The organism is Sphingopyxis sp. 550B, assembly GCF_057401805.1.
The window spans coordinates 3,576,242-3,602,234 of record NZ_CM171610.1 but is presented as its reverse complement, the minus strand read 5'-3'; the positions used below and the strand labels follow the sequence as shown (position 1 = coordinate 3,602,234).

Sequence of the window (25,993 nt, the reverse complement as noted above, 5' to 3'; positions counted from 1 at the left end):
GGCTAGAATGGAATATTGTCGAGATCATCCCCTTGGGGCAAGACTTCCTGGATGCGCCGCCCTTGTATCTCAAACTCTTTGCCCGTGGTCCGTTCGAGAAATTCTCGCAGACGGCGATGACCTCGGTGCGTAAGATACGTCGCGTTGTGAAGCTGGTCGTTGCGATAGAATCCGTCGATGATGGCGGTTAGCTCCTTCTCCGAGAGCCTTTCGACGCCACCATTCAGTCGGTCGAATCGCGATCTTGCATCGCCCCAATCCGGCGCCGCCACGAAGGAGGTGACCAATGCAGCTTGCAGCCGTTCCCTCTGCCCAAGGGCTTTGGCGATCAGTGGGTAGAGTGCCACGGCTGCTTCGAGCGGTTTGTCCTTATTGCCGCGCAGCGCCTGCTCGTGGCCGATAAATCCCGGCGGGTCTTTCTTGCCGAGCTTGAGGCTTATGATCGGTTTATCGGCTCCAAGGGCATAACCCACCTCCTGCATGGTCCAGATGCTGTCCTGGAAATCGTCGGTCAGGAATAGGAGCATCACCTCCATCGTTTCCAGCCCGCGCATGATTTCCTTGCGCCATTCAGACATGGGCTGGATCGTGTCGTGGGCGACGAATGACGAAATGCCATAGGGTTCCAGCGCAGATGCAAGCTCATTCGCAGCGCCCTTGTGTGTGTCCCGATGGCTGATGAACAAGCGGACCATTCCCGGCTTCCAGAAGGGAAGTGTGTCAGGATTGGCGGGGTGCTTCTGCGAGAACGGTATCGCCGCCTGATATTTGGGATCGTTTTCATCGTTCAGTTCGAACTGAACGGCCCGGAAATATTCGTTGGGAATCTGCCGGGCGAGATCATTCAGGTCGGAGCAAATCCCTTCGGCCACTTTGTCCTGCTGTTTGATCCCAACCTTGGCCAGAACATGAAGTGGCAGGTAAAGGCGCGCATCATGACCATGTGTGCCACCATCATAGTTGTCGAAGTCCGTTTCTTCGATGACCCGCGCGCGGCAACTGGTGACGATTTCCATTTCAAGCGCGCGCTCTCGGGCGGCATATTCGGCGTGAAGGCGGAGGAGATAGCTTCCGATCCTTGTGGGCAAATAATGGCTCATAGGCTGCCCACACTCTGTTCGACCCAGCCTTGGCCTGGAATCCAGCGAAGCGACCTGGTCGCTTCATAGTCTGACAGCGCATTGAGCGTCGGGCCAAGGAATGTCCTGAGCCGACCGATCAGTTCGGGAAAGGGCGGCGGCTCCAGCGTCGGTGCGCTGCGATTAAGAAAGGCGCGCCATTGGACCAGCTTATCCGGTCGTTCTGCAAAGCCCGGCGTCAGACCGGCAGGCCAGTCGGTGGGAAACGGCCTTTCGCGCCCATCGAGCGTCAACCGCACCGCTTCGACCAGCATCTGCAAATCGAAGGGAAACGTCTCGGAGATCGCCCAAATGTCGTAGTGATCCTTGAGCCGCGACGTGGCGGCATCGAAACGAACCATCGCATCGAACTTTTCCGCGACGACGCTTTCGGGGGGATAGGCCCGGATATGGGCGGGCGGTAGATCGGGTATAAGGCACGGATAGTCGAGATCGAGCGGCGCGGGATGAACCGGATCGCCAAAGCCGATGTCGATCTGGATGGGTATGCGCGTGCTTTTGAGCCGGGCTTCGAGCCGGACATGCAGGCCGCGATAATCCTCATCCTCTCGCGTGCGTTCAACTCTGATGCTGTTGCCCACGAAAATCAGACCGTCCGTAGACGATGCCGCGTCCCTCTCGACACCGCAGATTTCCAGGAACGTCGCATGGGCTGCTTCGATATCGTCATCGCCGAATCCCAGAAGGTCGAGGTCGCCTGTCGCCCTGAAAGGCGCATCGGTCCATGCCGCGAACAGCATCGCGCCTTTTAGGATGAAGCGATTGCGCGCCGACGTTCTCGATAGGCGATACAGCAACCGCTCGATGCCATAACGGACGAGCAGACGCTGGAAATCCTGGCCCGAGGCGCGCGACTGGTCGAGCAGGCGCTGGCGTATCGAGGCCGCCACATCGCGTTTCTGCGGTGGCAGTGTCATGACAGGCTTTCGAGATAGGGGCGCATGACATTCTGCACCCGGCAGATGGCCGCGTAACGCCAGAGATCGGCATGAGTCGCCTTGCGCTGACGCAGACCGTCGCGCAGCGCTTCGATCGCCACGTCGAGCCCAACCCGGCTGCGGTATTTGAAGCAGTCGACGATGGTTTTTGCAGGATCGTAGATCGGCACCGTGACGCCTTCGATTTGGGCGGTCATGCGTCCCGCCTCAAAGGCTTCGCCCGATGCGCGCACGGCTTCGACGCGGAATGGAAGCGTCCGCGGGATCCGCGCCTTGTGATGGAAGCAGAGCCATATCGCATGCGGGAGCTGGGTAGTCAGTTCGTGAAATTGCAGGGCGGATAGCAGCGCGACGACGCCATGTGGCGCGAGACGTGCCGCCTCGGCCAGACTATGCATGGCGTTCACGTCGTCCGTATCGGCCATTTGATACAGCCCGCGCGCAAGACGAACGAGCTGCCCCTGTTCGCACAGGCGCTTGACGATTGACGGCGCGATACCTGCCTCACGGAAATCCCTGGCGCGGGCGATCCCGCGTGAACGGGCGAGAGCAATGGCGCGGTTTGAGAGGGGTTCGCCGACTTTCATTGGGTCAAATTGTGCAAAACGTCGGCATCTGTCAATAAGTGCCGACATTTTGCGCGCTCTGCCTTACCGTTCCTTGTATTGGGCGCATTGCACATCGATCACTGAGCATTGGACATTTGCGCTCCGGCTCCAACTCATTGTCCTCCCCTGACCATCTCTGGCGTCGTAACGACACTGCCGCCGTCGCAGCTCCAGCAACATTTTCGAGGCCAAGGCCCGCGGTGATTCCCTGTCGGCGGGCGGAGAGTCCGCATGACCCCCACCAAGCTTCTCATCGGCCAGATCCTCGTCGTCTTCGCTATCGTCCTCGCGGGCATCTGGTTCGCCACCCAATGGGCTGCATGGCGCCTGGCGTGGCAGCCGGAACTCGGCGCACCGTGGTTCATCATCTACCACTGGCCGGTCTATCGCCCATGGTCGATCTTCCCGTGGTGGTATCATTTCGATGCCTATGCGCCGCAAATCTTCGACCGTGCCGGTGCGATCGCGGGCGCCAGCGGCTTCGTCGGCTGCGGTGCGGCGATCTTCGGATCGCTGTGGCGCGCCCGCCAACGTCGGCAGGTCACTACTTACGGCTCCGCCCGTTGGGCCAGCGCGCGCGACATCACCCGCGCCGGCTTGCACGATGACGCAGGGGTGTTCCTGGGCAAGTCGGAAGGCGCGTATCTGCGTCATGACGGCCCGGAACATGTCATGGCCTTTGCGCCGACCCGTTCAGGCAAGGGCGTGGGCCTGGTCGTACCGACCCTGCTCGGCTGGACCGGCTCGGCGGTCATCCACGACATCAAGGGCGAGAACTGGCAACTGACCGCTGGATGGCGCCAGCGCTTCTCGCACTGCCTGCTGTTCAATCCGACCGACGCCGCGTCCGCCAAATACAACCCGCTGCTCGAGGTTCGGCGCGGCGAATACGAGGTCCGCGACGTCCAGAACATCGCTGACATCCTCGTCGATCCGGAAGGCGCGCTCGAACGCCGCAACCACTGGGAGAAAACCAGCCATTCGCTGCTCGTCGGCGCGATCCTCCATGTCCTCTACGCCGAGGAAGAGAAGACGCTCGCCCGCGTCGCCACCTTCCTGTCCGATCCGCAGCGGCCTTTCGTCGCGACGCTCAAGCGGATGATGACCACCAATCACCTGGGCACCAGGGACGCACCGAGAGTCCATCCGGTCGTGGCCTCGGCCGCGCGCGAAGTGCTCAACAAGAGCGAGAACGAGCGCTCGGGCGTGCTCTCGACCGCCATGTCGTTCCTCGGCCTCTATCGCGATCCGACCGTCGCTGAAGTTACCTCGCGCTGCGATTGGCGGATCGCCGACCTGCTCGACGCGAGGCAGCCGGTCTCGCTCTATCTGGTCGTGCCGCCGTCCGACATCAGCCGCACCAAGCCCCTGGTGCGTCTGATCCTCAACCAGATCGGCCGCAGGCTGACCGAGCAGCTTCACACCGAGGACGGCAAAGCCCGGCACACACTGCTGCTGATGCTCGACGAGTTTCCGGCGCTGGGGCGGCTCGACTTCTTCGAGACCAGCCTTGCCTTCATGGCGGGCTACGGCATCCGCGCCTTCCTGATCGCGCAAAGCCTCAACCAGATCGAGAAGGCCTACGGCGAGCACAATTCCATCCTCGACAACTGCCATGTCCGCGTCGCCTTCGCGACCAACGACGATCGCACCGCGAAGCGGATTTCCGACGCGCTCGGCACCGCGACCGAACAGCGCGCGATGCGCAACTACGCCGGGCACCGGCTCGCGCCCTGGCTCGCGCACGTCATGGTCAGCCGGCAGGAGACGGCGCGCGCATTGCTGACGCCGGGCGAGGTGATGCAGCTTCCGCCCAGCGACGAACTGGTGCTGGTCTCCGGGCATTCGCCGATCCGCGCGAAGAAGCTGCGCTACTACGAGGATCGTACCTTCACGGCCCGCCTCCTGCCACCACCGGCGACGGGGGACGGCCCCTATGCCGACCGACCGCCGCAGCGGCCGAACGACTGGGGCGGCCTCGCCTGCCTGCCGGATGCGCGCCTTGCGAGCAAAGACGGTGATGCCGAAGATGCCGATGCCAGTGACGAAGGCGGTTTGCAGCAGGAGCGCCACCCCGGCCTGCCGCAGGAACAGCCGATCGCGCCCGACGAGCCCGCGACGCCCGACCCGCTGGGGCTCGGCGAGGACGATGCCGATGGTTCCGCCGACGCGCGGATGATGGACCAGGCCCGCGCCGCCAGCGTCGCGCGCACGGCCTATGGCATCGATGCCGGCGTTTCGCCGTCGTCCGACCTGCTGCCGGGCTTCTGATCATGGCGCGTATCCGTCATCAGTTCATGCTCGATGCCAGGTTGAGCCAGCGGCTCGACGAGCTTGCCGCGCGGCCCGGTGCGACCAAGTCGGCGATCCTCGCCGATGCGGTCGACGCCTGGCTAAACCGGCGCGGCTCGAACGAACTCGACGATCGCTTCGGGCACCGGCTCGACCGGCTGACCACCACGCTCGGGCGCATCGAGCGCAACACGCATATCCTGATCGAGACGCTGGCGCTGTTCGTTCGCTATGAACTGGCGATCCACGCGCCGCTTGCCGACAATGACAACGCGGGCCGTGCCATCGCGCGCGAGCGCTTCGCCGCCTTCGTCGGGCAGGTCAGCCGCCAGATTGCTTCGGGCAAGCGCACGCTCGGGCAGGAGGACGAGCTGTGAGCGGCGCGCCTCCATCCGCCATCACGTCGGACACGCGCCGCCGCGCCATGCTCCGCACCGCAATGGGACCGGCGATCACCGCCGCGCTTGCCGATCCTCGGGTCATCGAAGTGATGGTCAACCCCGACGGCGCGTTGCGCGTCGACATATTGGGGGAGGGCCGCGTCGATACCGACGTCCGCCTCGATCCCGCACAAGTCGAACGCATCATCCGCCTGGTAGCGAGCCATGCGCGCAGCGAGGTGCATGGTGACAAGCCGATCGTCTCGGCGGAGCTGCCGCCGCATGGGGCAAGTGCGGGCGAACGGTTCGAAGGTGTCCTGCCGCCCGTGGCCTTGTTTCCCTGCTTCTCGATCCGCAAGCCGGCCGCGAAGGTCTACACGCTACTCGACTATGTGAACGACGGTATCATGTCGGCCGACGCTGCATTGCTGCTCAGCGGCGCGGTCGTCGACCGAAATAATATTCTGGTCGTCGGCGGCACCTCGTCGGGCAAGACCACACTTGCCAATGCGCTGCTCGCCGAGATGGCGCATCAGGGCGACCGGGTGATCCTCATCGAGGATACGCGTGAGCTGCAATGCGCCGCGCCCGACGTGGTGGCACTGCGCACGCGTTCTGGCAATGCGAGTGGGGCCGGCTCGGTCACCATGGCCGATCTTGTCCGCTCGACGCTGCGCCTGCGCCCCGACCGCATCATCGTCGGTGAGGTGCGCGGCCCCGAAGCGCTCGACATGCTGAAGGCCTGGAACACCGGCCATCCTGGCGGGATTGCCACGGTCCACGCCAACTCGGCGCTGTCGGCGCTCTACCGCATCGAACAGCTGGTGCAGGAAGCCGTTACAGCCGTGCCGCGCGCGCTGATCGCCGACGCCATCGACCTCATCGTGTTCATCGCCGGGCGCGGTCTCGCGCGGCGGATCGACACCATCGCCCGCGTTGCCGGGCTCGACCGGCACGGCAGCTACGCCCTCACCGACATCACCCCGAAACCCTAGCCCCAAGGAGAACGACCCATGCCTTCGCGTATCCTCAAGATTTTCGCCCGCCGCACCAGCCTGATTACGGCCGCGGTCGTCGGCCTCGCCATGACCTTTCCCACCAGCGCGGAGGCCGCTGGTTCGGGCATGCCGTGGGAGCAACCGCTCCAGCAGGTGCTCGAATCCGTGCAGGGGCCGGTCGCCAAGATCGTCGCGGTGATCATCATCATTACCACCGGCTTGACGCTCGCGTTCGGCGAGACGGCGGGCGGGTTTCGGCGGCTGATCCAGATTGTCTTCGGTCTGTCGATCGCCTTTGCCGCCTCCTCGTTCTTCCTGTCGTTCTTCTCGTTCGGCGGCGGAGCGCTGATCGCGTGAATATCGGCAGCCACAACACCGGCGGCCATATCGAGGGCTTCGAGGTTCCCATTCATGGGAGCCTCGGGGCGCCGATCCTGCTCGGCGGCGCACCGCGCGGGCTCGCCATCGTCAACGGCACGCTTGCCGCCGCCATCGGTCTCGGGCTGCAACAATGGATCGCCGGCATCGTCGTCTGGGCGGTGGGCCACAGCGTCGCCGTCTTTGCGGCCCGCCGCGATTCCGCCTTTGCGCCGGTCCTTGCCCGCCATCTTCGCCAGCGGAGCTATCTCACATGCTGAACTTGCGCGAATATCGCCATGTGGCCGATCGGCTTGCCGACCATCTCCCCTGGGCCGCTCTGGTCGCCGAAGGCGTCGTCCTCAACAAGGACGGCAGCTTCCAGCGCACTTTGGCGTTCCGTGGGCCTGATCTTGAATCCGCGACCGAGGCCGAGCTGGTTTCCGCCTGCGCGCGAGCCAACAATGTCCTGAAGCGCTTCGGCACCGGCTGGGCGCTGCATTTCGAAGCCGAACGGCGAGAGGCGCTGGGGTATCCGGCAAGCAGCTTTCCCGATCCGGTCACCTGGCTGGTCGATCGCGAGCGGCGCGGCCGGTTCGAAGCCGAAGGGGCGCACTACGAGAGCCGCTATCATCTGACCCTGACCTGGCTGCCCGCTGCCGATGGCGCGGACGCGGCGGGACGCTCGCTGGTCGATCGGCCCGATGCCGGCGCCGGTTCTCTTCGGGGACGCGACTGGCGCGGCGCATTGACCAATTTTATCGCCGAGACCGACAGGGCGCTCGATCTCTTCGCGGCGTTCATGCCGGAAGTGCGGGCGCTGACTTCGGCCGAGACGCTGACCTATCTGCATGGCACGATCTCCGCGCGCCGTCATCCGGTCGCGGTGCCCGAGACGCCGATCTACCTCGATGGACTCCTTGCCGATACGCCTCTGATCGGTGGGATCGAACCGATGCTGGGCGAGCGCCATCTGCGCACACTCACCGTCACGGGCTTTCCCAACATGAGCCGGCCGGGGATTCTCGACGCGCTTAACGAAGCAGATTTTCCCTATCGGTGGGCCACGCGCTTCATCGCGCTCGACAAGAGCGATGCGACCAGGCTGCTGACCAGGCTGCGCCGGCAGTGGTTCAACAAGAGGAAGTCGATCACCGCGCTGCTACGCGAAGTGATGTACAATCAGCCCGCGCAGCTTCTGGACTCCGACGCCGACAACAAGGTCGCCGATGCCGACATGGCGCTCCAGGCCCTCGGCGGTGATCATGTCGCCTTCGGCTACTTGACCACGACGATCACGGTGTCGGACGTGTCGCGACCCCAGGTCGAGGACAAGATCCGGGAGGTCGAGCGTATCGTCGGCGGCCTGGGGTTCACGACGATCCATGAAGGCGTCAACGCGGTCGAAGCCTGGCTGTCATCTTTGCCCGGGCACGCCTATGCCAATGTCCGCCAGCCCATCGTCCATACGCTGAACCTCGCGCATCTGATGCCGTTGTCCTCGGTCTGGGCGGGACCGGCAGGCAACGACCATCTTGACGGACCGCCGCTGCTGGTCGCGCAGACCGCCGGTTCGACGCCGTTCCGGCTTTCCACCCATGTCGGTGACGTCGGCCATATGATGGTGGTCGGCCCGACCGGCGCGGGTAAATCGGTGCTGCTGGCGATGATCGCCATGCAGTTCCGGCGTTATGCGGGCTCCCAGGTCTACATCTTCGACAAGGGCTTTTCCGCGCGCGCCGCCGTGCTGGCGATGGGCGGGGCGCATCATGCGCTAGGGCTGGGATCGGATGCCGGTGCTGCACTGGCGTTCCAGCCCTTGCGCCGCATCGACGATCCCGCCGAACGGAGCTGGGCCGCCGAATGGATCGCCGCGTTGCTCGATGCCGAGAAGGTCACGGTCACACCCGAGGTCAAGGATGCCGTCTGGTCGGCGTTGAACAGCCTTGCTTCGGCACCGCCGCAGGAGCGGACGATGACAGGCCTGACGCTGCTGTTGCAGTCCAATGCCCTGCGCGCCGCGATCCAGCCCTATACGCTCGATGGACCGCACGGGTCGCTGCTCGATGCCGCAGAGAGCGGATTCCGGTTCGCCGACGTGCAATGCTTCGAAACCGAGGTGCTGCTCGGCCAGGCGAGCGTCGTCGCGCCGGTCCTCACCTATCTGTTTCACCGGCTCGAAGAACGGTTCGATGGCCGGCCGACACTGCTGATTCTCGACGAGGCCTGGATATTCCTCGACCACCCGCTGTTCGCCGCGCGCATCCGTGAATGGCTGAAGACGCTCAGGAAGAAGAACGTCGCGGTGCTGTTCGCGACGCAGAGCCTCGCCGACATCGCCGACAGCAGCATCGCGCCGGCCATCATCGAGAGCTGCCCGCAGCGCATCCTGCTGCCGAACGATCGGGCGATCGAGCCGCAAGGCAGGGCGGCCTACGAACGGTTCGGGCTCAATGACCGCCAGATCGAGCTGGTCAGCCGGGCGACGCCCAAACGGCATTATTATCTGCAATCGGCGCGCGGCAACCGGCTGTTCGAGCTTGGTCTCGGGCCGATCGCGCTGGCGCTCGCCGGCGCCTCCGATCCCGCCAGCCAGAAGCGCATCGATGCGATCCTTGCGGAGCACGGGGTCGATGGCTTTGCCGCCCACTTTCTCGGATCCGCCGATCTCGCCTGGGCCACCGACCTGCTCGGTGCCTTTCCCACCCCCTGATCCCCCAAGCAGAAGGAACCATCCCGATGAAGTCCAGAATCCTTTCGACCGCGCTGTCGCTCGCCGCGACCGGCTCGCTGATCGCTGCCGCTGTCCTGCCGGCAACGCCGGCGCAGGCGATCATCGTCTATGATCCGTCGAACTACAGTCAGAACATCCTGACCGCAGCGCGCACGCTCACGCAGATCAACAACCAGATCCGCATGCTCCAGAACCAGGCGCAGAGCCTGATCAATCAGGCGAAGAACCTGACGACGATCACCTTCCCCGAATTGCAGGCATTGCAGCAGACCATCCAGCAGATCGACCAGCTGATGGGCCAGGCCCAGGGCATCCAGTTTCGTGTCGCCAATCTCGACCAGCAGTTCCGTTCGATGTTCCCGGCGAGCTTCAACCAGGCGCTGACCGGCAACGCCCAGGTCATCGCCGCACACAGCCGGCTCGATACCTCGATGGCGGCCTACAAGCAGACGATGACCGTGCAGGCGCAGGTGGTCGAGAACATCGCCGCCGACCAGGCGGCATTGAACGGGATCGTGCAGCGCAGCCAGAGCGCCGAAGGCGCGTTGCAGGTCACCCAGGCCACCAACCAGCTTCTGGCTCTCGTCGCCAAGCAGCAGTTCCAGATCCAGAACCTGATGGCGGCACAATTCCGGGCCGATGCCATGGAGCGCGCCAACCGCATCCAGCAGCAGACCGACGCACAGGGCGCGGCCGCCAAGTTCCTCGGTTCCGGCACCGCCTACACCCCCCAGTAGGCGGACGCCGATGAGGCGACGTAAAGCCAAGTGCCGTCGCCGTTCCTGCCGCGGGGCTCGTTTGCCCCCATGCCTCCCGGACGGGTCCCGCGGCCTTTTGGTTTCTCCTGAAAGATCGAAACGACCATGCGTATCGCTTATGCCGACCCGCCCTATATCGCCTGTGCGCATCGCTATAGCGACCAGCCGGACTATGCCGGCGAGGTCGACCATGCCGCGCTGATCGAACGCCTCGAAACCGACTTTGACGGCTGGGTGCTTCATGCCGCGGCGACGCCGCACAGCATGGCGGTGCTGGCGCCGATCGTCAGCGCCACCGGCGCGAGATGGATGGTCTGGGTCAAGGGCTTCGCGGCGTTCAAGCGCAACGTCAGCGTCGCTTATGCATGGGAACCCGTGATCGTGAAGGCGGCGCGCAAGCCGGTCGTCTCGAAGCGGCTCGTGCTGCGCGACTGGATCGAGCATGGCATCACGCAGCGCCGGGGTCTGGTTGGCGCGAAGCCCGAGGCCGTCTGCCACTGGGCGTTCGAACTGGCCGGCGCTCGGCCCGATGACGAGTTGATCGATCTCTTCCCCGGCACCGGCGCGGTGAGCCGCGCCTGGGCGACATGGCAAGGCAAGTTCGCGCTGCCCGAAGCGGAGGAGGGCCGCCGCCATGGGTGACCTCAACGTCATCGACCAGTTCATGCAGGCGTTCATCCGCTACATCGATAGCGGGTTCGGCCTGCTGGGCGGCGACGTCAGCTTCCTCTCGCGCACGCTGATCGCGCTCGACATCACGCTCGCTGGTCTGTTCTGGGCGCTGGGCGGCGAGGACAATGTGCTCGGCCGGCTGATCAAGAAGATCCTCTATATCGGCGCCTTCGCGTTCATCCTGAACAGCTTCTCGACGCTCTCGGACATCATCTTCCGTTCGTTCGCGCAGGCCGGGCTTACGGCGGGCGGCGGCACGATCACGGCGGCTGATCTGCTCAAGCCCGGCAAGCTCGCGGGCACGGGTTTCACCGCCGCATGGCCGCTGCTGCAACAGGTGAACCAGTATCTCGGGTTCACGACCTTCTTCGACAACTTCCTGACCATCGTCGTGCTGCTGGTTGCCTGGGTCATCGTCATCCTCGCCTTCTTCATCCTCGCGGTGCAGATGTTCGTGACGATCCTCGAGTTCAAGCTGACGAGCCTCGCCGGCTTCGTCCTCGTGCCGTTCGCGCTGTGGAACCGGACCAGCTTCCTTGCCGAGCGCGTGCTCGGCAACGTCGTCTCCTCGGGCATCAAGGTCATGGTGCTCGCGGTCATCGTCGGCATCGGCTCGAACTACTTCACGCAGTTCACGACCGCGCTGCAAGGGCAGGAGCCCGACATCGGCCAGGCCATGAGCCTGGTGCTCGCCAGCCTTGCTCTGTTCGGCCTTGGCATTTTCGGTCCCGGCATCGCCTCCGGCCTGGTCGCCGGCGCACCGCAGCTTGGCGCGGGCGCGGCGCTAGGCTCCGTGCTCGGTGCTGGCGGCATCATGTATCTGGGCGGCGCTGGCGCGCTCGGTGCGGGACGCGGCCTTGCCGCCGCCGGTCTCGGCGCGGTACGCGCCGGCACCGCGATGGGGTCGGCGGCCTCGACCGCCTATACACTCGGCCAGGAAGCGGCGGGTTCGTCGAGCGTCGGCGCCGGAATGAGCGGCGTGGCGCAGGCTGCGGGAAGTGCCGCGAAATCGCGCATGTCCTCAGCGCTCGGAATTGGCGAAGCAGCCGAGTCCGGGAGACAAGCCGCGTTCAACGCCATGACCGGCCGCGCGGCTGCCGCAGGCGCCGCTGGCGAAACAGGCAGCGAGGCTTCCGCCATGCCCGGTTGGGCGCGTGCGATGAAGGCGCAGCAAACCACCCGTCATCACGGCCAGGCCGCGATCCACACGATCAATCAGGGCGACCGTGGCGGCCACGGCGCCACGCCCGACATCAAGGAAAGGGACGACTGATGCTCTTCAAGCGAGCGGTGCAACGCTATGGGCGAACGCCCGAACCCGAAACACCCTATCAACGCGCCGGCCAGCTTTGGGACGAGCGCATCGGTTCGGCCCGCGTGCAGGCGCGCAACTGGCGGCTGATCGCGTTCGGCTGCCTCGGGCTGACCGCGGCATTGTCGGGCGGTCTGCTCTGGCAATCCTTGCAAAGCCGGGTCGTGCCGTATGTGGTCGAGGTCGATCGGCTCGGCGAAGCGCGGGCGGTCGAGCCCGCCGAGAAGAATTACCAGCCCACCGATCCACAGGTCGCCTGGTTCCTCTCGCGGTTCATCATCGACGTGCGCGGACGATCGCTCGATCCGGTACTGATGCGGGCCGACTGGCTCTCCGCCTACGACTTCACCACCAGGCGGGGCGCTCTGTTTCTCGGCGAATATGCGCGAACCGCCGATCCATTCGCGCAGGTCGGCGAGCGTACCGTGTCGGTGCAGGTCACCAGCGTCGTGCGGGCGTCCGACAAATCGTTTCAGGTGAAGTGGGTCGAGACGGCTTACGAGCGAGGGAGCCAGACGGGCGCGTCGCACTGGACCGCGATCCTGACCGTCGTGATGGCGCCGCCATCGAGCGCCGACACGCTGCGCAAGAATCCGCTCGGCGTCTACATCGATGCGATCGACTGGAGCCGCGAGCTGGAAACGCCGGCGGCGCTTCCAGCCGCATCGCCGGTGGCATCAGCGACCGCCAGCACGCCGACGCCGACGAACATCCCGGCAGGCTCGCCGCTCGATCCTCACCTCGCCGACCCGACCCCCAACCCGGAGACCCGCCCATGAAGTCCGCATTCTTTGCGGCGACGGCGCTTGCTGCTGCCGTGCCCGCCTTCGCGCAAACCGTTCCGAACGCTCCGGTGTCGTCCACCGCACCGGGAGCGCCGTCGGCTGTCATCACGATGCCGCCCGCCGCATCGGTCGTTTCTCCGCCACCCGTGGTTGCCGTGTCGGCGCCGCGACACCGCCACGTATCGCCTTCGCCGGCCGAACTGCGTGTCCGCGCCGCCAATCGCAAGGCGACACTCGAGCCGGCGACCGGCGGCTATCTCAATGCCGCGCAGGTCTATCCGTACAGTGACGGCGTGATCTATCATGTGCTGACCGCGCCGGGTCAGGTCACCGACATCGCCTTGCAGGCTGGCGAGATGCTGGGCGCTGTGGCCGCTGGCGACACCGTGCGCTGGGTTGTCGGCGACACGACGAGCGGCAGTGGCGATACCCGGCGCACCCATGTCCTCGTGAAGCCGTTCACTTCGGGGCTTGCCACCAACGTCGTCATCACCACCGACCGGCGCACCTATCATCTGGCGCTCAGCAGCACCGAACATACCGCTATGGCGGCGCTATCCTGGACCTATCCGGCCGACCAGCTCATCGCGCTCAAGGCGGCGGCCCAGCAGGCGAGGGCCGCCGCGCCTGTCGCCTCGGGTCTCGCGGTTGACCGACTTCATTTTGATTATGTGATCACCGGCGATGAGCCGGCCTGGCGGCCGCTACGCGCGTTCGATGACGGGCGGCAGACGTTCATCGAGTTCCCGGCGGACCTGGCGGTAGGCGAGGCGCCGCCGTTGTTCCTGGTCGATGGCAACGGCACGGCCAGCCTCGTCAATTACCGGGTGCAGGGCCGCTACTATATCGTCGATCGGCTGTTCGACGTCGCCGAACTGCGGCTCGGGCTCAAGCATCAGGATGTGGTGCGGATCAGCCGCGCGGGCGCTGCCGCCAAGCACCGGAGGGGCGCATGAGCGCGGTTGCCGAGAACGGAGCCGCCCCGGCCCAGTCCGCCAAGCTCGATCCGGAAAGTCTGGCGATCCGCACCCGGCCGCCGCGCGCGATCCGGTTCAAGCGCGGCGTGATCATCGGCATCGCCGCGCTTGGTTCGGTGAGCCTGGTCGCGGTCACATGGATGGCGCTCAAGCCGCGGTTGTTTCAGGCGGTCAACACGCAGGAAGAACTGTCGCAGCCCAATGCGCGGCCGACCGACGCTTTGAACGGCGCACCGGCGACCTATGGCGACGTGCCCAGGCTCGGGCCGCCGTTGCCCGGCGATCTCGGCAAACCGATCCTCGATCATCAGCAGGCGATGACCATCCCGGTCAATCCGATCAATCCGGCCGATCAGCAGCTCCAGCAGGCACAAGCCGCCGAGCGCGAGCGTCAGCTCGCCGAACTCAAGGCCGCGCGGGAATCCGGGGTGCTGGTGCAGGGGCGGCAGGGCAGCGTCGGCGGCGAGGCTTCAGCAATCCCATCGGCGGCAGCGAGCGCGGATAGCGCCGCTGCCCCCAAGCTGGCGCTCGATCCCGCCAACGATCCCAACGCGCAGGGGCGTAAGGAAGCCTTTGTCGGCACGCTCGATCCGCGCGGGGACGTGAATCCACATCTGCTCGCTGCGGCGCCATCACCCTATACGCTGTCCGCAGGAAGTGTGATCTCGGCGAGTCTCATCACCGGGCTGCGCTCCGATCTTCCCGGCCTCGTCACCGCGCAGGTCACCGAAAACACCTATGACAGCGCGACCGGGCGTATTCTGCTGATCCCGCAGGGCGCGCGGCTGATCGGCAGCTATGACAGCGTGGTGGCGTTCGGGCAGAGCCGCGCGCTCATCGTCTGGCAGCGGATCATCATGCCCGACGGTTCTTCGCTGCGGATCGACAACGTGCCCGCCACCGATCCCTCCGGCTATGCCGGGCTGGCCGACAAAGTGGATTTTCATACGTGGCAATTGCTCAAGGGCATTGGGCTCTCGACCCTGCTCGGGGTCAGCTCGCAGCTCGCGTTGTCCGGTCAGAGCGACCTTGTCCAGGCCATGCGGACATCGACGCAGGACAGCGTTGCGCGGGCCGGCGATCAGATTACCCAGCGAAACCTCGGTATCCAGCCGACGATCACCATCCGGCCCGGCGCGCCGGTCAGGCTGGTCGTCCACAAGGATCTGGTGCTCGCCCCGGTCGGGGGCCGCTGACATGGCGGGGATCAAGCTCGGCAAGCTGCCCGATCGCACGCCGGTGAAGATTGCCGTGACGGTGACGCCCGAGCTTGATCACGCGCTGCGCGACTATCTCGAGCTTTATCGGGCGGCTTATGGGGATACGGCTTCAACAGTCGCCGACCTCATTCCCGCGATGCTCGAAGCCTTTCTCGTCAGCGACCGCACCTTCGCCAAGACACGGCGCAATGCTGTCACGTCGCCATGACGGATTCATCGGGATTTCTGACTCTCAAACAGGCCGCGGATTTCCTCGGCGTGCATCCCAACACCGTGCGCAGATATGCCCGACTGGCGATGATTCCCTGCGCCAAGATCGGTCGCGATTGGCGGTTTCTGGAAGTCGATCTTGTCGCCTGGCTGCGTGAGCGGTATTCTGCGCCCGCACGGATGCATCTGAGTGCCGACGAGAAGGAGGCACTATGGCACTCTGGAAACGTGCAGGTATCTACAATGTCGACATCACAGCCCCGGACGGAAGCAGAATTAGACGCTCTGCTGGCACCACCGACCGGGCAAAGGCGAAGGAATACCACGACAGGCTGAAAGCCGAACTGTGGGATTTGGCGCGGCTCAAGCGGAAGCCCCTGCGTAGCTGGGACGAAGCGGCGGTGCGCTGGCTCAAGGAGAAGTCGCACAAGAAGTCCTACCGGGACGACGTGCAGCGGATCCGCTGGTGGACTGGTCATTTGCGGGGCAAGACCCTTGACCAGATCGACCGGGGGCTGATCGACCGGCTGGTGACGAAACATGTTCAGGCCTCGGATCGCACGAAGGACCTCTATGTGGCGCTCATTCGCGCCATGTTCCGGCGGGCGATGCGGGAATGGGAATGGATCGATCACGTCCCGGCGTTCAAGACCTACAGCAGGGGAGGGCAGGTCCGCGTTCGCTGGATCACCGAGGAGCAGGCCGAACGGCTGCTTCGCGAACTGCCCGACCATCAGCGTGAAGTGGCCGTGTTTGCGCTCTCCACCGGCCTGCGCCAGGGGAACGTCCTCGATCTGACCTGGGACCGGGTTCAGTTGGCCCGGCGCATGGCCAGGATCGAGCATGGCGATACGAAGAACGGGAATGCCCTTGGCGTACCCCTCAACGATCTCGCCATGGCTGTCTTGCAGCGGCAGTTGGGCAAGCACGAGACCCATGTGTTCACTTATCGGGGCGAACCGCTTCGGTCGGCGAATACGCGGGCGTGGCGCAAAGCGCTGGCGAGATGCGGGATCACCAATTTTCGCTGGCACGATCTGCGGCACACCTGGGCGAGTTGGCTCCGGCAGAATGACGTGCCCACCTGGGTGCTTCAGGAACTGGGGGGATGGAAATCGGAGACGATGGTACGGCGTTATGCCCATCTGTCGGTGAAGCATTTGCAGCCCTATGCCGACCAGCTGATTTTTGCGCCGAAAATCGGGTTGTCCGAAAAGGTGCAGGAAACTGCGGAAGGCAATGACACAAAATCACCCACATCGGCGCCCGAAGGCGGCCTTCGGGTGGTCGCCCGGAATGGAGTAAGATGTTGATTAAAAAGGCAGAAAAATGGTGGACGCACTTGGGCTCGAACCAAGGACCCGCTGATTAAGAGTCAGCTGCTCTACCAACTGAGCTATGCGTCCACTGCCGGTTTGCGGCGTTCTTCATCAGTGGCTCTGGAGCCTTGTGCTGCGAAGAGAGCGGCCCGCTATCATGGTGCTCAGCACATGGCAATGGCCTTTGCCGATATTTTTTCGGCCGAAGCCAAGCTGCGGCGAGACACGGCTGCTTTCGACAAGACTTCGGATTCTTGTTCGACGAGGCACGAGACGCCGGCAACATGATCTTGGCTGAAGTGCATCACACTGACTTTCTTCTCCTGGCAACGTCACAATTCGTAATGTTTCCTGCGGCGGTCCGGCTTTGATGAGTAGCCGGACTTGTTCAACGGCTGATGCATGCACTACGGCTTGCTGAGCGGCAACAGGGGAGGCGAAGGACACGGTGGTCGAGCTTGAGTGTGCCGCTCAGGCTCTTGAAGACCGAACCGCCCTTGACCAGCAGGCTTGCGATCGAGACGCGGATCGTACCGTCGGTTGGCCCCATCTTTTCGAGATTGATCCGCGTGTCGGGGAGGATGCGCGGACCGATCCGGGCTTCCTTTGCACGAGCGGCAGCGAGACCGGCGTCGTCGGCGAGGTCGTCGAAATCGAGCTGTGGCGCGTCGATGGTCGCATCGATTTTCGTTCGGCCGTCGCGCTTGAGGACGGTCGCCTTGGCGCGGATCGCCGAGCGGCCGACCGAAGAGCCCCGCCTCGGCGATATGATCGAGTTGCTTGAGGCTTGTTCCCCGCGCACGCATGGTCATTGTCATCGCGCTCGTGTCGAGCGGTGCCGCCATCGTGCCTTATGCGCGTCCAGCGCGGCAGCGCCGCGAACTTGTCCGCGATGGGCGCGCGCCGCGATCCTGGCGCCATGGCTAATCCCAGGTTCGATCGCGACGTGTCGATCACGCGGGGGGCAGCTTGACCTCGGGCAGGCTTGCAAGGTCGGTCTTGGTCATCGACGTCTGAAGATCGGTGTCGTCTCCGCGAACGACGACCTTGAGGCCGGTGATCGGGACATGGACATAGCGATCCGGCCCCGCGCCATCGAGTTCGACGAGCAGGCGATCGACCTTGTTGTCGGCCCCGCGTTCGACCTTCGCGACGTCGGCAAGTTCCTTGCCGTCAGCACCTATGATATCGGCATCGAGCAGCTGTGCTTCGCTGAGGCCGAGGGCTGCGGGTACGGGACCCGCGACGGTGGCGCTTGTCTCGGCGGAGCGCTCAAGCTTGTCTTCGGCTGCTTCATTCTTGTCGGAGCAGGCGGCGAGGAGGATGGCCGGGGCGGCGAGGGTGAGAATCATGCGCATCGTCATTCCTTTGCTTGCGAACAAGTTGAACGTCTCCCCGCGAAGAGGGTTGCAGACTTCGCCGTTTCCCTGTCAGGCCTGTTGCGGGCGGATTTCGAACCCGATGATATCGGCGTCGGCCGACCAGTCTGTCGCAAGCTTCTCCGCGCGGCTTTCGGTGTATCCGCCCGCGATCGCGGTGAAGCTGTGCTGATCGCCGTCGAGCGCCTGGTCGATCGTGATCGACGTGAGGTGCTTCGCCGCGAGCAGGTCGCCAAAGTCGCCCAGCGTCATGGCGCTGCCGCGCCGGTATATGGCCCTGATATGCGCGATCCGTCGCTGAGGCGCGTAACGTTCGGTGACCGAGACCGCCGCCAGCACGGCGAGCGTGGCGGCGCCGCCGAAAATCGCGAGCTGGTAGAAGCCTATCCCGAACAACATGCCGAGCGTTGCCGTGGTCCAGAGCGAGGCGGCCGTCGTCAGCCCGCGCACATTGAAGCCTTCGCGGAAGATGACGCCGCCGCACAGGAAGCCGATGCCGGTCAAGATGCCATGCGCCATGCGGACCGGGTCGATGCGGATGACATCGGAAGGAGCATCGTTGAGCCACGCCATCTGATGCACGGCGGACAGCATCAGCAGGCAGCACGAGAGCGAAACGAGGATGTGCGTGCGGAGACCCGCAGGGCTGGCTCGATACTCGCGTTCGGCGCCGATTATCGCGCCGGCCAGCGTGGCGCCGGCAATCGGCCAGATCAGGTCGGGGTCAAAAAGGTCCATGTTCGGTTACCGCTCGGGGCGAACTTAGGTTCCTTGGCACGAGTATAACGCATCGTGGTGTCCGGCCCAAAACGTAAAGTCCCGCTGCACGAAGCGGCGGGGCTCTCCTGAAGTCCGATCCGGAGATCGGGACTTGCGGAAAAGAAACCGGTGAGAATGCGAAAGGTTGCATGACGCGTCAGAAACTTTGCGTTCGGAGGGAAAGATGGCGCGGCCTGTTCGGCTGCACGACGGTCGCATGATGGCGATGGCCAAGAAAACGGCCCGCCGAAGCGGGCCGAGGACGCAGCGTCGAGGTCGGCTGCGAGGGGAAAGGTTCAGTTTTCGGTGCCGGGCTTGCCGGTTTTGGGCGGCTTGCCATCCTCGATCCGGCCTTCGTTGCGAAGGTCGCGGCCTTCCTGCGCCTTGCGCTGGCTTTCGGGGGAATCGCCATTTTCGTAGGCTTCTTCCTTCACATAGCCGGCGGCTTCCTTGGCTTTACCTTTGATGCTCATGATGATCTCCTCTTGCAGGGGGCATGAGGACAACTGGCGTTGCCGTGGCGAGTTGCGTGTCGACAGGGAGTCGCACGAGAGAATTTGCATTCGTCCTAACCTAGATCAGGTCGGCGCCTGCGAAGGGAACAATGATGGCTTTCATGCGTCGTTGCCGGTTCCGTTCTTCCGACTTGATCCAGGTTGTGTCGCGAGACGCGCGATGCGCTTATCACCGCTGCTCTTCATGCGTTCCTGGCGACCCGGGAGCGTTCGAGGGGGGCTTCCAGCGCATAGCGATATGCCTCTGGACCCGGAAAGGCTCCGCCGGAAGGCGGGGCCTTTCTCGCGGGGTCAGACGCCGCGCATCCTTCCTGGCCTTCGGCAAACCATTCGCCGAGCGCGCGCGATTGTTCCTCTCCGAGGCGCGAGAGCGGGACATCGACATCGCGGTGGTCGAGCGCGATGCGGAGGTCTCCCGCGGCGTCGGCGGCATCGCGCGCGACATTGCCCGCGCTTTGCCCATACCGGACGACCCAAAGGATCGAGGGCCAGCGCGGCGTCATAGGGGGAGACTGAATGCCGTCACCGAGCTCAACGCTGCGTATCGGTGAGGCGTTGGTTTTCGGCGCGTGTGCCCGGTTGCCAATCGACGCTGATCGCGTTGAGGACGATTGCGAAGCGGAGGTGGCCGTCTTCGGCAGTGACGTTGATGCGCAAATTCTCGTCAGCGAGGAGCAGGTCGGGGTCGTCGCCGAGCAATCCGCAGCAATAGTGAACCGCCTCTCGCCGGGCGGCCAGGTCATCGGCAAGCTCATGACCCTGCTCGTCGATCTCCTGCGTGCCGTCGCAAACATGAAAATAATATCGGGGCATCGCAGGCTCTCTCCTGATGTCTTGCCGCCCCGGTTGCTAAACGAGCGAATCCAACGTTCGATGCAGGTAAACATCAGAAAAATCGGCTATTCGTCGCAACGTGTCGACATCGCCGATCGTGAGGCGGCGCGACACGCGTTTGACCGCGCCTTCCTTCTCCAGAATCTTGATCGTGCGGTTGATGTGAACGGGCGTCAGGCCGAGCAGGTCGGCGAGTTGCTCCTGGGTCAGCGGAAATTCAAAGGCGCCAACTTCTTCGAGCGCGATCTGCTGCACGCGATAATAAAGCTCGCACAGCAGGTGAGCGAGGCGCCCGAGGGCGTTGCGGCGGCCGATATTGAGCAGCCACTCGCGGCTGATCGAGCCTTCGATCAGAATGTCGACGATGATGGCGCGCGCGATATTGGGCCTTGGCGCGACGAGCGCTTCAAAATCCTTCTGGGCGAAGACCGCAAGCTCGACGGGGGTAAGGGCCTGGAGGTTGTGGTCGGCGATATCGACGTAGAGGGACTGGAAGTCGAGCGCATCGCCCGGAATCTTGAGCGCGACGATCTGGCGTCCGCCATCGGCCGAGGTCTTCTGGCGATACGCAAAGCCGCTGAGAAGCACGGGGCAAACCTTCGCGAGGTCGCCTTCGCGCAAGATATATTCGTTAGGCTCGAGCCGTCGCAAACTGAAGGGCAGGGAAGCTATCGCCTGCTGGTCGTCGGCCGACAGCCGGCTATGGCTGAGCAGTTTGCGAATGAAGATACCGAGCCGGTCCTCCTTGGACTTGAAGGGATCGTCACCCATCCAGCGTACCGATGAGGGCATAAGGCGTTTCGAACCCGTTCCAGAATTTCCGATCGTGCATGCCATAAGAACATCGGCAGGGCCGATGCGGTTCCGGCCCGCAGCATGGCGGACCATGCCGACACGCTATGGCCGCGTATGCGGAAGGGCGAAGCAACATGGGTTAAGTCGAAACCGACCTCCCTCAATATTATCCCAACCGCGCAGCATGAATGGGCGAGGGGCTCTGATGCACGAGGACACGAGACGCGGCTGAATGGCCGTCGTCCTTGGCGGTCTGCTTCTGGCCGCGGCGCGTGAACCAGACGAGCGCGCCGAGCACGCCGACGCCAAGCAGCTTTCCGGACCCCGATGTCCTTGCCTGTGATGTCATGTCCCTGTTCTTATCGCCTGTCGTTGCTGCGTGCCTGCGCGCCGCCCGTTCAGAATATCCGACGGAATCCGAAAAGGTCGCTGTCGGGATCGCGCGCACCGCAAATTTCCGAGCGCAATATCTGAGCGGCCATCATCGAGAAGGTGATGCCATTGCCGCCATATCCCATCGCCGAATAGCAGTTCGGCATCCGCGGCACGCGCCCGACGGTCGGTGTCCCGAGCGGGCTATTGCCGAAGCTGCCTGCCCAGGCGAAGGCGGGCGCGGGATCGATCGCGGGAAGCAAGGCCGCGAGCTTGCGCGTCAGGATTTTCGTCTTGGCCGCAAGCCTGGCGTCGCGTTCGCCGGCGCTCGCGATTTCCTCATCCTCCCCGCCGCAGATCACCGCGCCCTCCGGCGTTGTCCGGATATAGAGATAGGGATCGGACGCCTCCCAGATCATCGCACCGTCCCGCCAGAGGGCTTCGGGTTGTGGCCGCGTCGCGATTACCCAGGTCGACATGATATGGTTGCCGAGCCTCGGTACGCCCTTCATCATCTCATATCCGGTCGCAAAGACGGCATGCCGAGCCTGCACATGTGCGCCCCGATCACTCTCGAGCGTCACGCCCTTTTGCGCCGCGTCGACGCGCACGATCTCGCTATGCGGATGGATCCGTGCACCGCGCTTCGCGGCGACCCCCAGATAGGCTGCTGCCATCGCGCGCGGGTCGGCGCAGTAGTTGCCGAAGCCGACGATCGCATGGCGCCGCTTGATCCCGTAGCGCCGCTCGGTCTCGGCGGGTCCGATGAGTTCGACCTCGAATCCGGCCCTGCGCCTTGCGTCGGCCTCGGCCGCCAGCTGCGCAGGATCGAGGCGGTCGCCGTCGAGATAGAGCGAGGGGCGCGTTGCAGCACCGACCTTGAGTCCGAGCCGCTCGGTGCGCGCGCGAAGGGCCTCGACGGCCAGGTAGGAGCGCCGCCAGATGCGCATCGCCCGCTCCCAGCCGATGCGCTCCGCCATCTGCGAGAGCGGCGTGTCGAGTTCATATTGGAGTAGCGCGGTGGAAGCCGGGGTCGATCCCTCCGCAATGCCGCGGCGGTCGAGGATCATCACGTCGAGCCCCGCCTCGGTCAGGGCCTCGGCAATCAGCGCGCCCGATATACCCGCGCCGATCACCGCGACGTCACAGCGCGAGCGGGACGGGAGGGGAAGGGCGGGAACCGGGCGGCGGCGGTGCTCCTGCCAGATGGTGCGCCCCGTCCTGAGGTCGCGCTCATCGCTTGCCGACCTGCCGTCATCGCTTTTCATGATGGTCTCGGAAGAATTGTCGGTCCTCTATCGGCAATCGTCTCGTCCTCGATTGGATCGCCGTCTTGAGCACAGTGAGGGCAGGAGAAGCATGGTCGGGCCGACCCGTCACGGCAAAAGCCGGGTCGCGCGGGAGCGACGACCCGGCCCGGAGAGCGCGACCAGCGCGCCCGCCTGTTGTTGTGCCAGGGATCAGCGGTTCTGACGATTCTCGTCGTCGCGGCCACCCTGATTGCCGCTCTTGTCGGCGTCGCGATCGTCGCCCTGCTGGCGGCGGGCCGGATCCTGCTGTTCCTGCTGACGGTCCTGGCCGGGGTTCGGATTCGGCTGGTTGCCGCCCTGTTGATTATTCTGCGCCATGATGGCCTCTCCTGATGATGATCTGCCCGGGGGTGGGCATGGGAGAGACGCTTGGATATTCCAGATTGTTCCTCTAATTTCATGGACTTAACATAGGTTATGACGTTCGTGAATTTTATCGGGGCTGGAACCCTGCGGCCGGAACCTTTCACTCCAGATGCTCCAACCGCCATAAGACTGCGAATACTCTTTGTGCGGAATGGCTCGCCGGCTTGATTCCCGACGCTGGTCAATGAGACCTATCTCCGGGCAGTCATCAGCGGCGCAGTCGTGCCGCGATGAATCGTCATGGTCACGGTGCCGAGACCTGCGGCGGGAATTACCCTCATCCTCTCGTTGGCGATCCCGCGATCTTCGAGGAGGCGCGCGAGCGTGGTTGCCTGCGCCTCGTCGCCTGCGAGTTCGATCGTCGCGGTGGGCGCAGCGCGCAGGATCGTCGCGAGATCGGCGGCGCGGCCGAGGCCCTTGCTGGTGAGTGTGGGCTGCGTCTCGTGAAATCCGGTGAACTGAAAGTCCGCGCTGCCGCCCTCGCGGTTTGCCAGCCATTCGGAGACGCGCCGGGACAGCGAACCTGTCGCCGCGGCCATGGTCGACCCGTCGGGCAGGACCACTAGACTGTTGGCCGGACGAACGGAGGACGCAGCCTCGACGCTTTCCGCGCCACACGACTGAAGAGCAAGCGTGGCCGCGGCGATCGAAAGTGCGGAGGTCATGAGAAGGAGAAAACGCGTCATCTGACTATCCCGTTGATACGAGATTGAAACGCACGGAATCGCTCGGTGTTGCGCCGAGCGCGGGGCGTTTTTCGGTCTTCATGTCCCGCTATGGGCCGCTAGGCGAGATCGCGCACTTTCGGCTCGCGGTCCCAGTGGCGCTGCGTCCCGACCTTGATGAAATCGGCAAGCGCGACGATACCTTCGTCAGGCTCGACCCCGGCCTTGTCGAGCAGAACCTGGCTCGCTTCGTCGTGCGCGATGGTCTTGCAATGGCCATAGGCGTCCATGAACCATTGGACGGCGGCGCCTTCACGCGTCAGCTTTTCGGCGGCGGCTGCGGTGAGCACCGAGGCGACGGCGTCGAACAGCACCGATGGCGATCCCGCCAGCTGACCATCGGCCTTGAGCAATCCGGTCGAGACCGGAATGCCGCCGACCTTAGGAGCGACGAGGAAGGCGCTTCCGCCCGCTTTCTCGATCTGTTTCTTGAGCTTGTCGATGGCAGAAGCGTCGGAGCCCTCCGCGAACAGGATCGCGACCTTGCGCCCCCTGATGTCGGGCCGTGCGTCCTTCTGGATCGAGAGCGCGTCGGAAGGCGCCATGTCGATGGGCGTCTTTGCCGGCTTGATCCTGGCAGGCAGATCGATCGCGAGTCCGTTGGCGACACGCTTCGCGAGATCGTCGTCGATATTGCGGAGCTGCCCGACGACGCGCGCGCGAACATGATCGAGCGTGACCTTCGAGAGTTCGAATACCAGCGCCGAGGCGATATGCGCCTGCTCATTCCCGGTCTGCGAGCGGTAGAAGAGCCGCGCCTGGCTGAAATGATCGGCGAAAAGGGCTGCGCGGACGCGCAGCTTCTCGGTCGGGTCGTTGCGCTCGCCGTTGGCCGGGAAGGTGGTGAAGCCCGTCTCCGGGCAAGCGCGCGGCCCGGCATCCTCGCCGGCTTCGGCGAGGCTGTTCGGCTCGTAATTCGCGCGACCCTTCGGAACGAGCGTCTGCATCATCCCGTCGCGCTGGAAATTGTGGAACGGGCATTTCGGCGCGTTGATCGGGATCTGGTGGAAGTTGGTCGTACCGAGCCGCGACTTCTGGGTATCGAGATAGGAGAAGAGGCGGCCCTGCAGCAGCGGGTCGTTACTGAAATCGATGCCGGGGACGATGTTCGAGGGAAGATAGGCGACCTGCTCGGTTTCGGCGAAGAAATTGTCGGGATTGCGGTTGAGCGTCATCCGCCCGACGATTTCGACCGGGACATCTTCTTCGGGGATGAGCTTGGTCGCATCGAGCACATCATAAGGCTGCTTGGCGGCAAAAGCCTCGTCGAAGACCTGGATGCCAAGATTCCATTGCGGGAAGTCGCCGGCATCGATGGCCTCGTAAAGATCGCGGCGCAGATAGTCGGGGTCGGCGCCTGCGATCTTGACCGCCTCGTCCCACGCCGTCGACTGCAATCCGAGCACCGGCTTCCAGTGGAACTTCACGAACTTTGATTGGCCCTTCGCATTGACGAAGCGGAAGGTGTGGACGCCGAAGCCCTCGATCGTGCGGAAGCTCCGCGGGATCGCTCGGTCGGACATCGCCCACATGATCATGTGGAAGCTCTCGGGCATCAGGGAGATGAAATCCCAGAAAGTGTCGTGGGCGCTCGCCGCTTGCGGATAACCCCGGTCGGCTTCCATCTTCACGCTGTGGACGAGATCGGGGAATTTCATCGCATCCTGGATGAAGAAGACCGGGATATTATTGCCGACGAGGTCCCAGTTCCCCGCCTCGGTGTAGAGCTTCACTGCAAAGCCGCGCACATCGCGCGGCGTGTCGACCGAGCCGGCGCCGCCGGCCACGGTCGAGAAGCGCACGAAGACCGGGCAGGTCTTGCCGACCTCTTGAAAGATGTCGGCCTTGGTGAGCTCGGGGATTGCGTGCGTGCATTCAAAGACGCCGTGCGCGCCCGAGCCGCGCGCATGCACGATACGCTCGGGAATGCGCTCATGGTCGAAGTGGAAGATTTTCTCGCGGAGGACAAAATCCTCGAGCAAGGTCGGGCCGCGTTCGCCCGCCCTGAGGCTGTTCTGGTTGTCGGCAATGCGGTGACCGAAATTGTCCGTGAGGTGCGCGCGGCCATCGCGCTCGTCGTCGGCGGCGATATGCTGGTGGAGCTCACCCGCATTCCCCTTGTCGACCTTGAGCGCCATCTGGCCGCTTCCGGGCGGGTGCGCGGCAAGGCTATTGTCGGTTGCGGGCGAGGGGCGGGGCTTCTTCGGCATCGGGCAGTTCCTTGATGGTTTCTTTGCCA

Annotated in this window: 28 protein-coding genes, 1 tRNA gene and 1 pseudogene; 15 read left to right on the top strand and 15 right to left on the bottom strand. The window is 64.3% G+C overall.

Features of this window, described 5'->3' with window-relative positions:
* Positions 1-2: 2 nt before the first annotated feature.
* Genes AC2S9W_RS16770 through AC2S9W_RS16760 form a run of 3 tightly spaced genes read right to left on the bottom strand, consistent with a single transcriptional unit; the run spans position 3 to position 2,664 of the window.
* Positions 3-1,100: a toll/interleukin-1 receptor domain-containing protein gene (locus AC2S9W_RS16770; protein WP_486571306.1), complete on the bottom strand. Its 1,098-nt coding sequence runs from the start codon at positions 1,098-1,100 to the stop codon at positions 3-5.
* The gene (locus AC2S9W_RS16765; protein WP_486571305.1) at positions 1,097-2,056 is read right to left on the bottom strand and encodes a nucleotidyl transferase AbiEii/AbiGii toxin family protein; all 960 of its coding nucleotides are present in this window, start codon (positions 2,054-2,056) and stop codon (positions 1,097-1,099) included. Before AC2S9W_RS16765 ends, AC2S9W_RS16770 begins: the two co-directional genes overlap by 4 nt.
* On the bottom strand, positions 2,053-2,664 hold the full coding sequence (locus AC2S9W_RS16760; RefSeq protein WP_449328153.1) for a type IV toxin-antitoxin system AbiEi family antitoxin domain-containing protein: 612 nt from the start codon (positions 2,662-2,664) through the stop codon (positions 2,053-2,055). The genes AC2S9W_RS16765 and AC2S9W_RS16760 overlap by 4 nt, the downstream gene beginning before the upstream one ends.
* 252 nt (positions 2,665-2,916) lie before the next feature.
* Here AC2S9W_RS16760 and AC2S9W_RS16755 point away from each other — a divergent pair, with 252 nt between their 5' ends.
* From AC2S9W_RS16755 to AC2S9W_RS16685, 15 genes and pseudogenes are all read left to right on the top strand, one after another.
* Entirely contained in the window at positions 2,917-4,956 is a 2,040-nt protein-coding gene (locus AC2S9W_RS16755) for a conjugal transfer protein TraG (RefSeq protein WP_449328154.1), read from the top strand.
* Between the two features lie 2 nt (positions 4,957-4,958).
* Positions 4,959-5,354 (top strand): CopG family transcriptional regulator, encoded by a 396-nt coding sequence (locus AC2S9W_RS16750; RefSeq protein ID WP_449328155.1) that lies wholly within the window; start codon positions 4,959-4,961, stop codon positions 5,352-5,354.
* Positions 5,355-5,401: 47 nt separating this feature from the next.
* On the top strand, positions 5,402-6,352 hold the full coding sequence (gene trbB / locus AC2S9W_RS16745; RefSeq protein WP_449328904.1) for a P-type conjugative transfer ATPase TrbB: 951 nt from the start codon (positions 5,402-5,404) through the stop codon (positions 6,350-6,352).
* A gap of 18 nt (positions 6,353-6,370) precedes the next feature.
* On the top strand, positions 6,371-6,712 hold the full coding sequence (locus AC2S9W_RS16740; RefSeq protein ID WP_449328156.1) for a TrbC/VirB2 family type IV secretion system protein: 342 nt from the start codon (positions 6,371-6,373) through the stop codon (positions 6,710-6,712).
* A complete protein-coding gene (locus tag AC2S9W_RS16735) occupies positions 6,709-6,993 on the top strand; it encodes a VirB3 family type IV secretion system protein (protein ID WP_449328157.1) in 285 nt (94 codons plus the stop codon). Before AC2S9W_RS16740 ends, AC2S9W_RS16735 begins: the two co-directional genes overlap by 4 nt.
* Positions 6,987-9,425: a conjugal transfer protein TrbE gene (gene trbE / locus AC2S9W_RS16730; RefSeq protein WP_449328158.1), complete on the top strand. Its 2,439-nt coding sequence runs from the start codon at positions 6,987-6,989 to the stop codon at positions 9,423-9,425. The genes AC2S9W_RS16735 and trbE overlap by 7 nt, the downstream gene beginning before the upstream one ends.
* 26 nt (positions 9,426-9,451) lie before the next feature.
* Complete coding sequence (gene trbJ, locus AC2S9W_RS16725; RefSeq protein WP_449328159.1) at positions 9,452-10,183, top strand: P-type conjugative transfer protein TrbJ; 732 nt, start codon at positions 9,452-9,454, stop codon at positions 10,181-10,183.
* A gap of 126 nt (positions 10,184-10,309) precedes the next feature.
* Positions 10,310-10,846, top strand: a complete 537-nt coding sequence (locus AC2S9W_RS16720) for a hypothetical protein (RefSeq protein WP_449328160.1) — start codon at positions 10,310-10,312, stop codon at positions 10,844-10,846.
* A complete protein-coding gene (gene trbL, locus AC2S9W_RS16715) occupies positions 10,839-12,149 on the top strand; it encodes a P-type conjugative transfer protein TrbL (protein WP_449328161.1) in 1,311 nt (436 codons plus the stop codon). The genes AC2S9W_RS16720 and trbL overlap by 8 nt, the downstream gene beginning before the upstream one ends.
* The gene (trbF, locus tag AC2S9W_RS16710) at positions 12,149-12,967 is read left to right on the top strand and encodes a conjugal transfer protein TrbF (RefSeq protein WP_449328162.1); all 819 of its coding nucleotides are present in this window, start codon (positions 12,149-12,151) and stop codon (positions 12,965-12,967) included. The genes trbL and trbF overlap by 1 nt, the downstream gene beginning before the upstream one ends.
* Entirely contained in the window at positions 12,964-13,929 is a 966-nt protein-coding gene (gene trbG, locus AC2S9W_RS16705) for a P-type conjugative transfer protein TrbG (protein WP_449328163.1), read from the top strand. Before trbF ends, trbG begins: the two co-directional genes overlap by 4 nt.
* Complete coding sequence (locus AC2S9W_RS16700) at positions 13,926-15,146, top strand: TraB/TrbI/VirB10 family type IV secretion system protein (protein WP_449328164.1); 1,221 nt, start codon at positions 13,926-13,928, stop codon at positions 15,144-15,146. Before trbG ends, AC2S9W_RS16700 begins: the two co-directional genes overlap by 4 nt.
* 1 nt (position 15,147) lies before the next feature.
* Entirely contained in the window at positions 15,148-15,378 is a 231-nt protein-coding gene (locus tag AC2S9W_RS16695) for a DUF2274 domain-containing protein (protein ID WP_449328165.1), read from the top strand.
* Positions 15,375-15,530 (top strand): annotated as a pseudogene (locus AC2S9W_RS16690) (helix-turn-helix domain-containing protein); the annotation flags it as partial. The gene AC2S9W_RS16695 and the pseudogene AC2S9W_RS16690, both read left to right, overlap by 4 nt.
* A 62-nt stretch (positions 15,531-15,592) precedes the next feature.
* The gene (locus tag AC2S9W_RS16685; RefSeq protein WP_449328166.1) at positions 15,593-16,693 is read left to right on the top strand and encodes a tyrosine-type recombinase/integrase; all 1,101 of its coding nucleotides are present in this window, start codon (positions 15,593-15,595) and stop codon (positions 16,691-16,693) included.
* A 17-nt stretch (positions 16,694-16,710) separates the two neighbouring features.
* On the opposite strand, the gene AC2S9W_RS16680 is transcribed toward AC2S9W_RS16685, so the two are convergent.
* The 12 genes from AC2S9W_RS16680 to AC2S9W_RS16625 all read right to left on the bottom strand — a co-directional run bounded on the left by AC2S9W_RS16680 (position 16,711) and on the right by AC2S9W_RS16625 (position 25,964).
* Positions 16,711-16,786: transfer RNA gene (locus AC2S9W_RS16680), tRNA-Lys, on the bottom strand.
* A 301-nt stretch (positions 16,787-17,087) separates the two neighbouring features.
* Complete coding sequence (locus AC2S9W_RS16675; RefSeq protein WP_486571304.1) at positions 17,088-17,501, bottom strand: hypothetical protein; 414 nt, start codon at positions 17,499-17,501, stop codon at positions 17,088-17,090.
* Between the two features lie 151 nt (positions 17,502-17,652).
* A complete protein-coding gene (locus AC2S9W_RS16670) occupies positions 17,653-18,057 on the bottom strand; it encodes a PRC-barrel domain containing protein (RefSeq protein WP_486571303.1) in 405 nt (134 codons plus the stop codon).
* A gap of 72 nt (positions 18,058-18,129) precedes the next feature.
* A complete protein-coding gene (locus AC2S9W_RS16665) occupies positions 18,130-18,816 on the bottom strand; it encodes an MgtC/SapB family protein (RefSeq protein ID WP_486571302.1) in 687 nt (228 codons plus the stop codon).
* 317 nt (positions 18,817-19,133) lie between these two features.
* Positions 19,134-19,400, bottom strand: coding sequence for a hypothetical protein (locus tag AC2S9W_RS16660; protein WP_158682232.1), 267 nt, complete (start codon positions 19,398-19,400; stop codon positions 19,134-19,136).
* Between the two features lie 134 nt (positions 19,401-19,534).
* Positions 19,535-19,855, bottom strand: coding sequence for a histidine phosphatase family protein (locus tag AC2S9W_RS16655; RefSeq protein WP_353745028.1), 321 nt, complete (start codon positions 19,853-19,855; stop codon positions 19,535-19,537).
* 28 nt (positions 19,856-19,883) lie between these two features.
* A complete protein-coding gene (locus tag AC2S9W_RS16650) occupies positions 19,884-20,165 on the bottom strand; it encodes a DUF6894 family protein (protein WP_067107890.1) in 282 nt (93 codons plus the stop codon).
* Positions 20,166-20,201: 36 nt separating this feature from the next.
* Positions 20,202-20,957, bottom strand: a complete 756-nt coding sequence (locus AC2S9W_RS16645) for a Crp/Fnr family transcriptional regulator (protein WP_212596818.1) — start codon at positions 20,955-20,957, stop codon at positions 20,202-20,204.
* Between the two features lie 422 nt (positions 20,958-21,379).
* On the bottom strand, positions 21,380-22,621 hold the full coding sequence (locus AC2S9W_RS16640; RefSeq protein WP_486571301.1) for an NAD(P)/FAD-dependent oxidoreductase: 1,242 nt from the start codon (positions 22,619-22,621) through the stop codon (positions 21,380-21,382).
* 192 nt (positions 22,622-22,813) lie between these two features.
* A complete protein-coding gene (locus AC2S9W_RS16635; protein ID WP_156483013.1) occupies positions 22,814-22,981 on the bottom strand; it encodes a hypothetical protein in 168 nt (55 codons plus the stop codon).
* Positions 22,982-23,220: 239 nt separating this feature from the next.
* Complete coding sequence (locus AC2S9W_RS16630; protein WP_486571300.1) at positions 23,221-23,715, bottom strand: hypothetical protein; 495 nt, start codon at positions 23,713-23,715, stop codon at positions 23,221-23,223.
* A gap of 98 nt (positions 23,716-23,813) precedes the next feature.
* On the bottom strand, positions 23,814-25,964 hold the full coding sequence (locus AC2S9W_RS16625; protein ID WP_486571299.1) for a catalase: 2,151 nt from the start codon (positions 25,962-25,964) through the stop codon (positions 23,814-23,816).
* Positions 25,965-25,993: the final 29 nt, after the last annotated feature.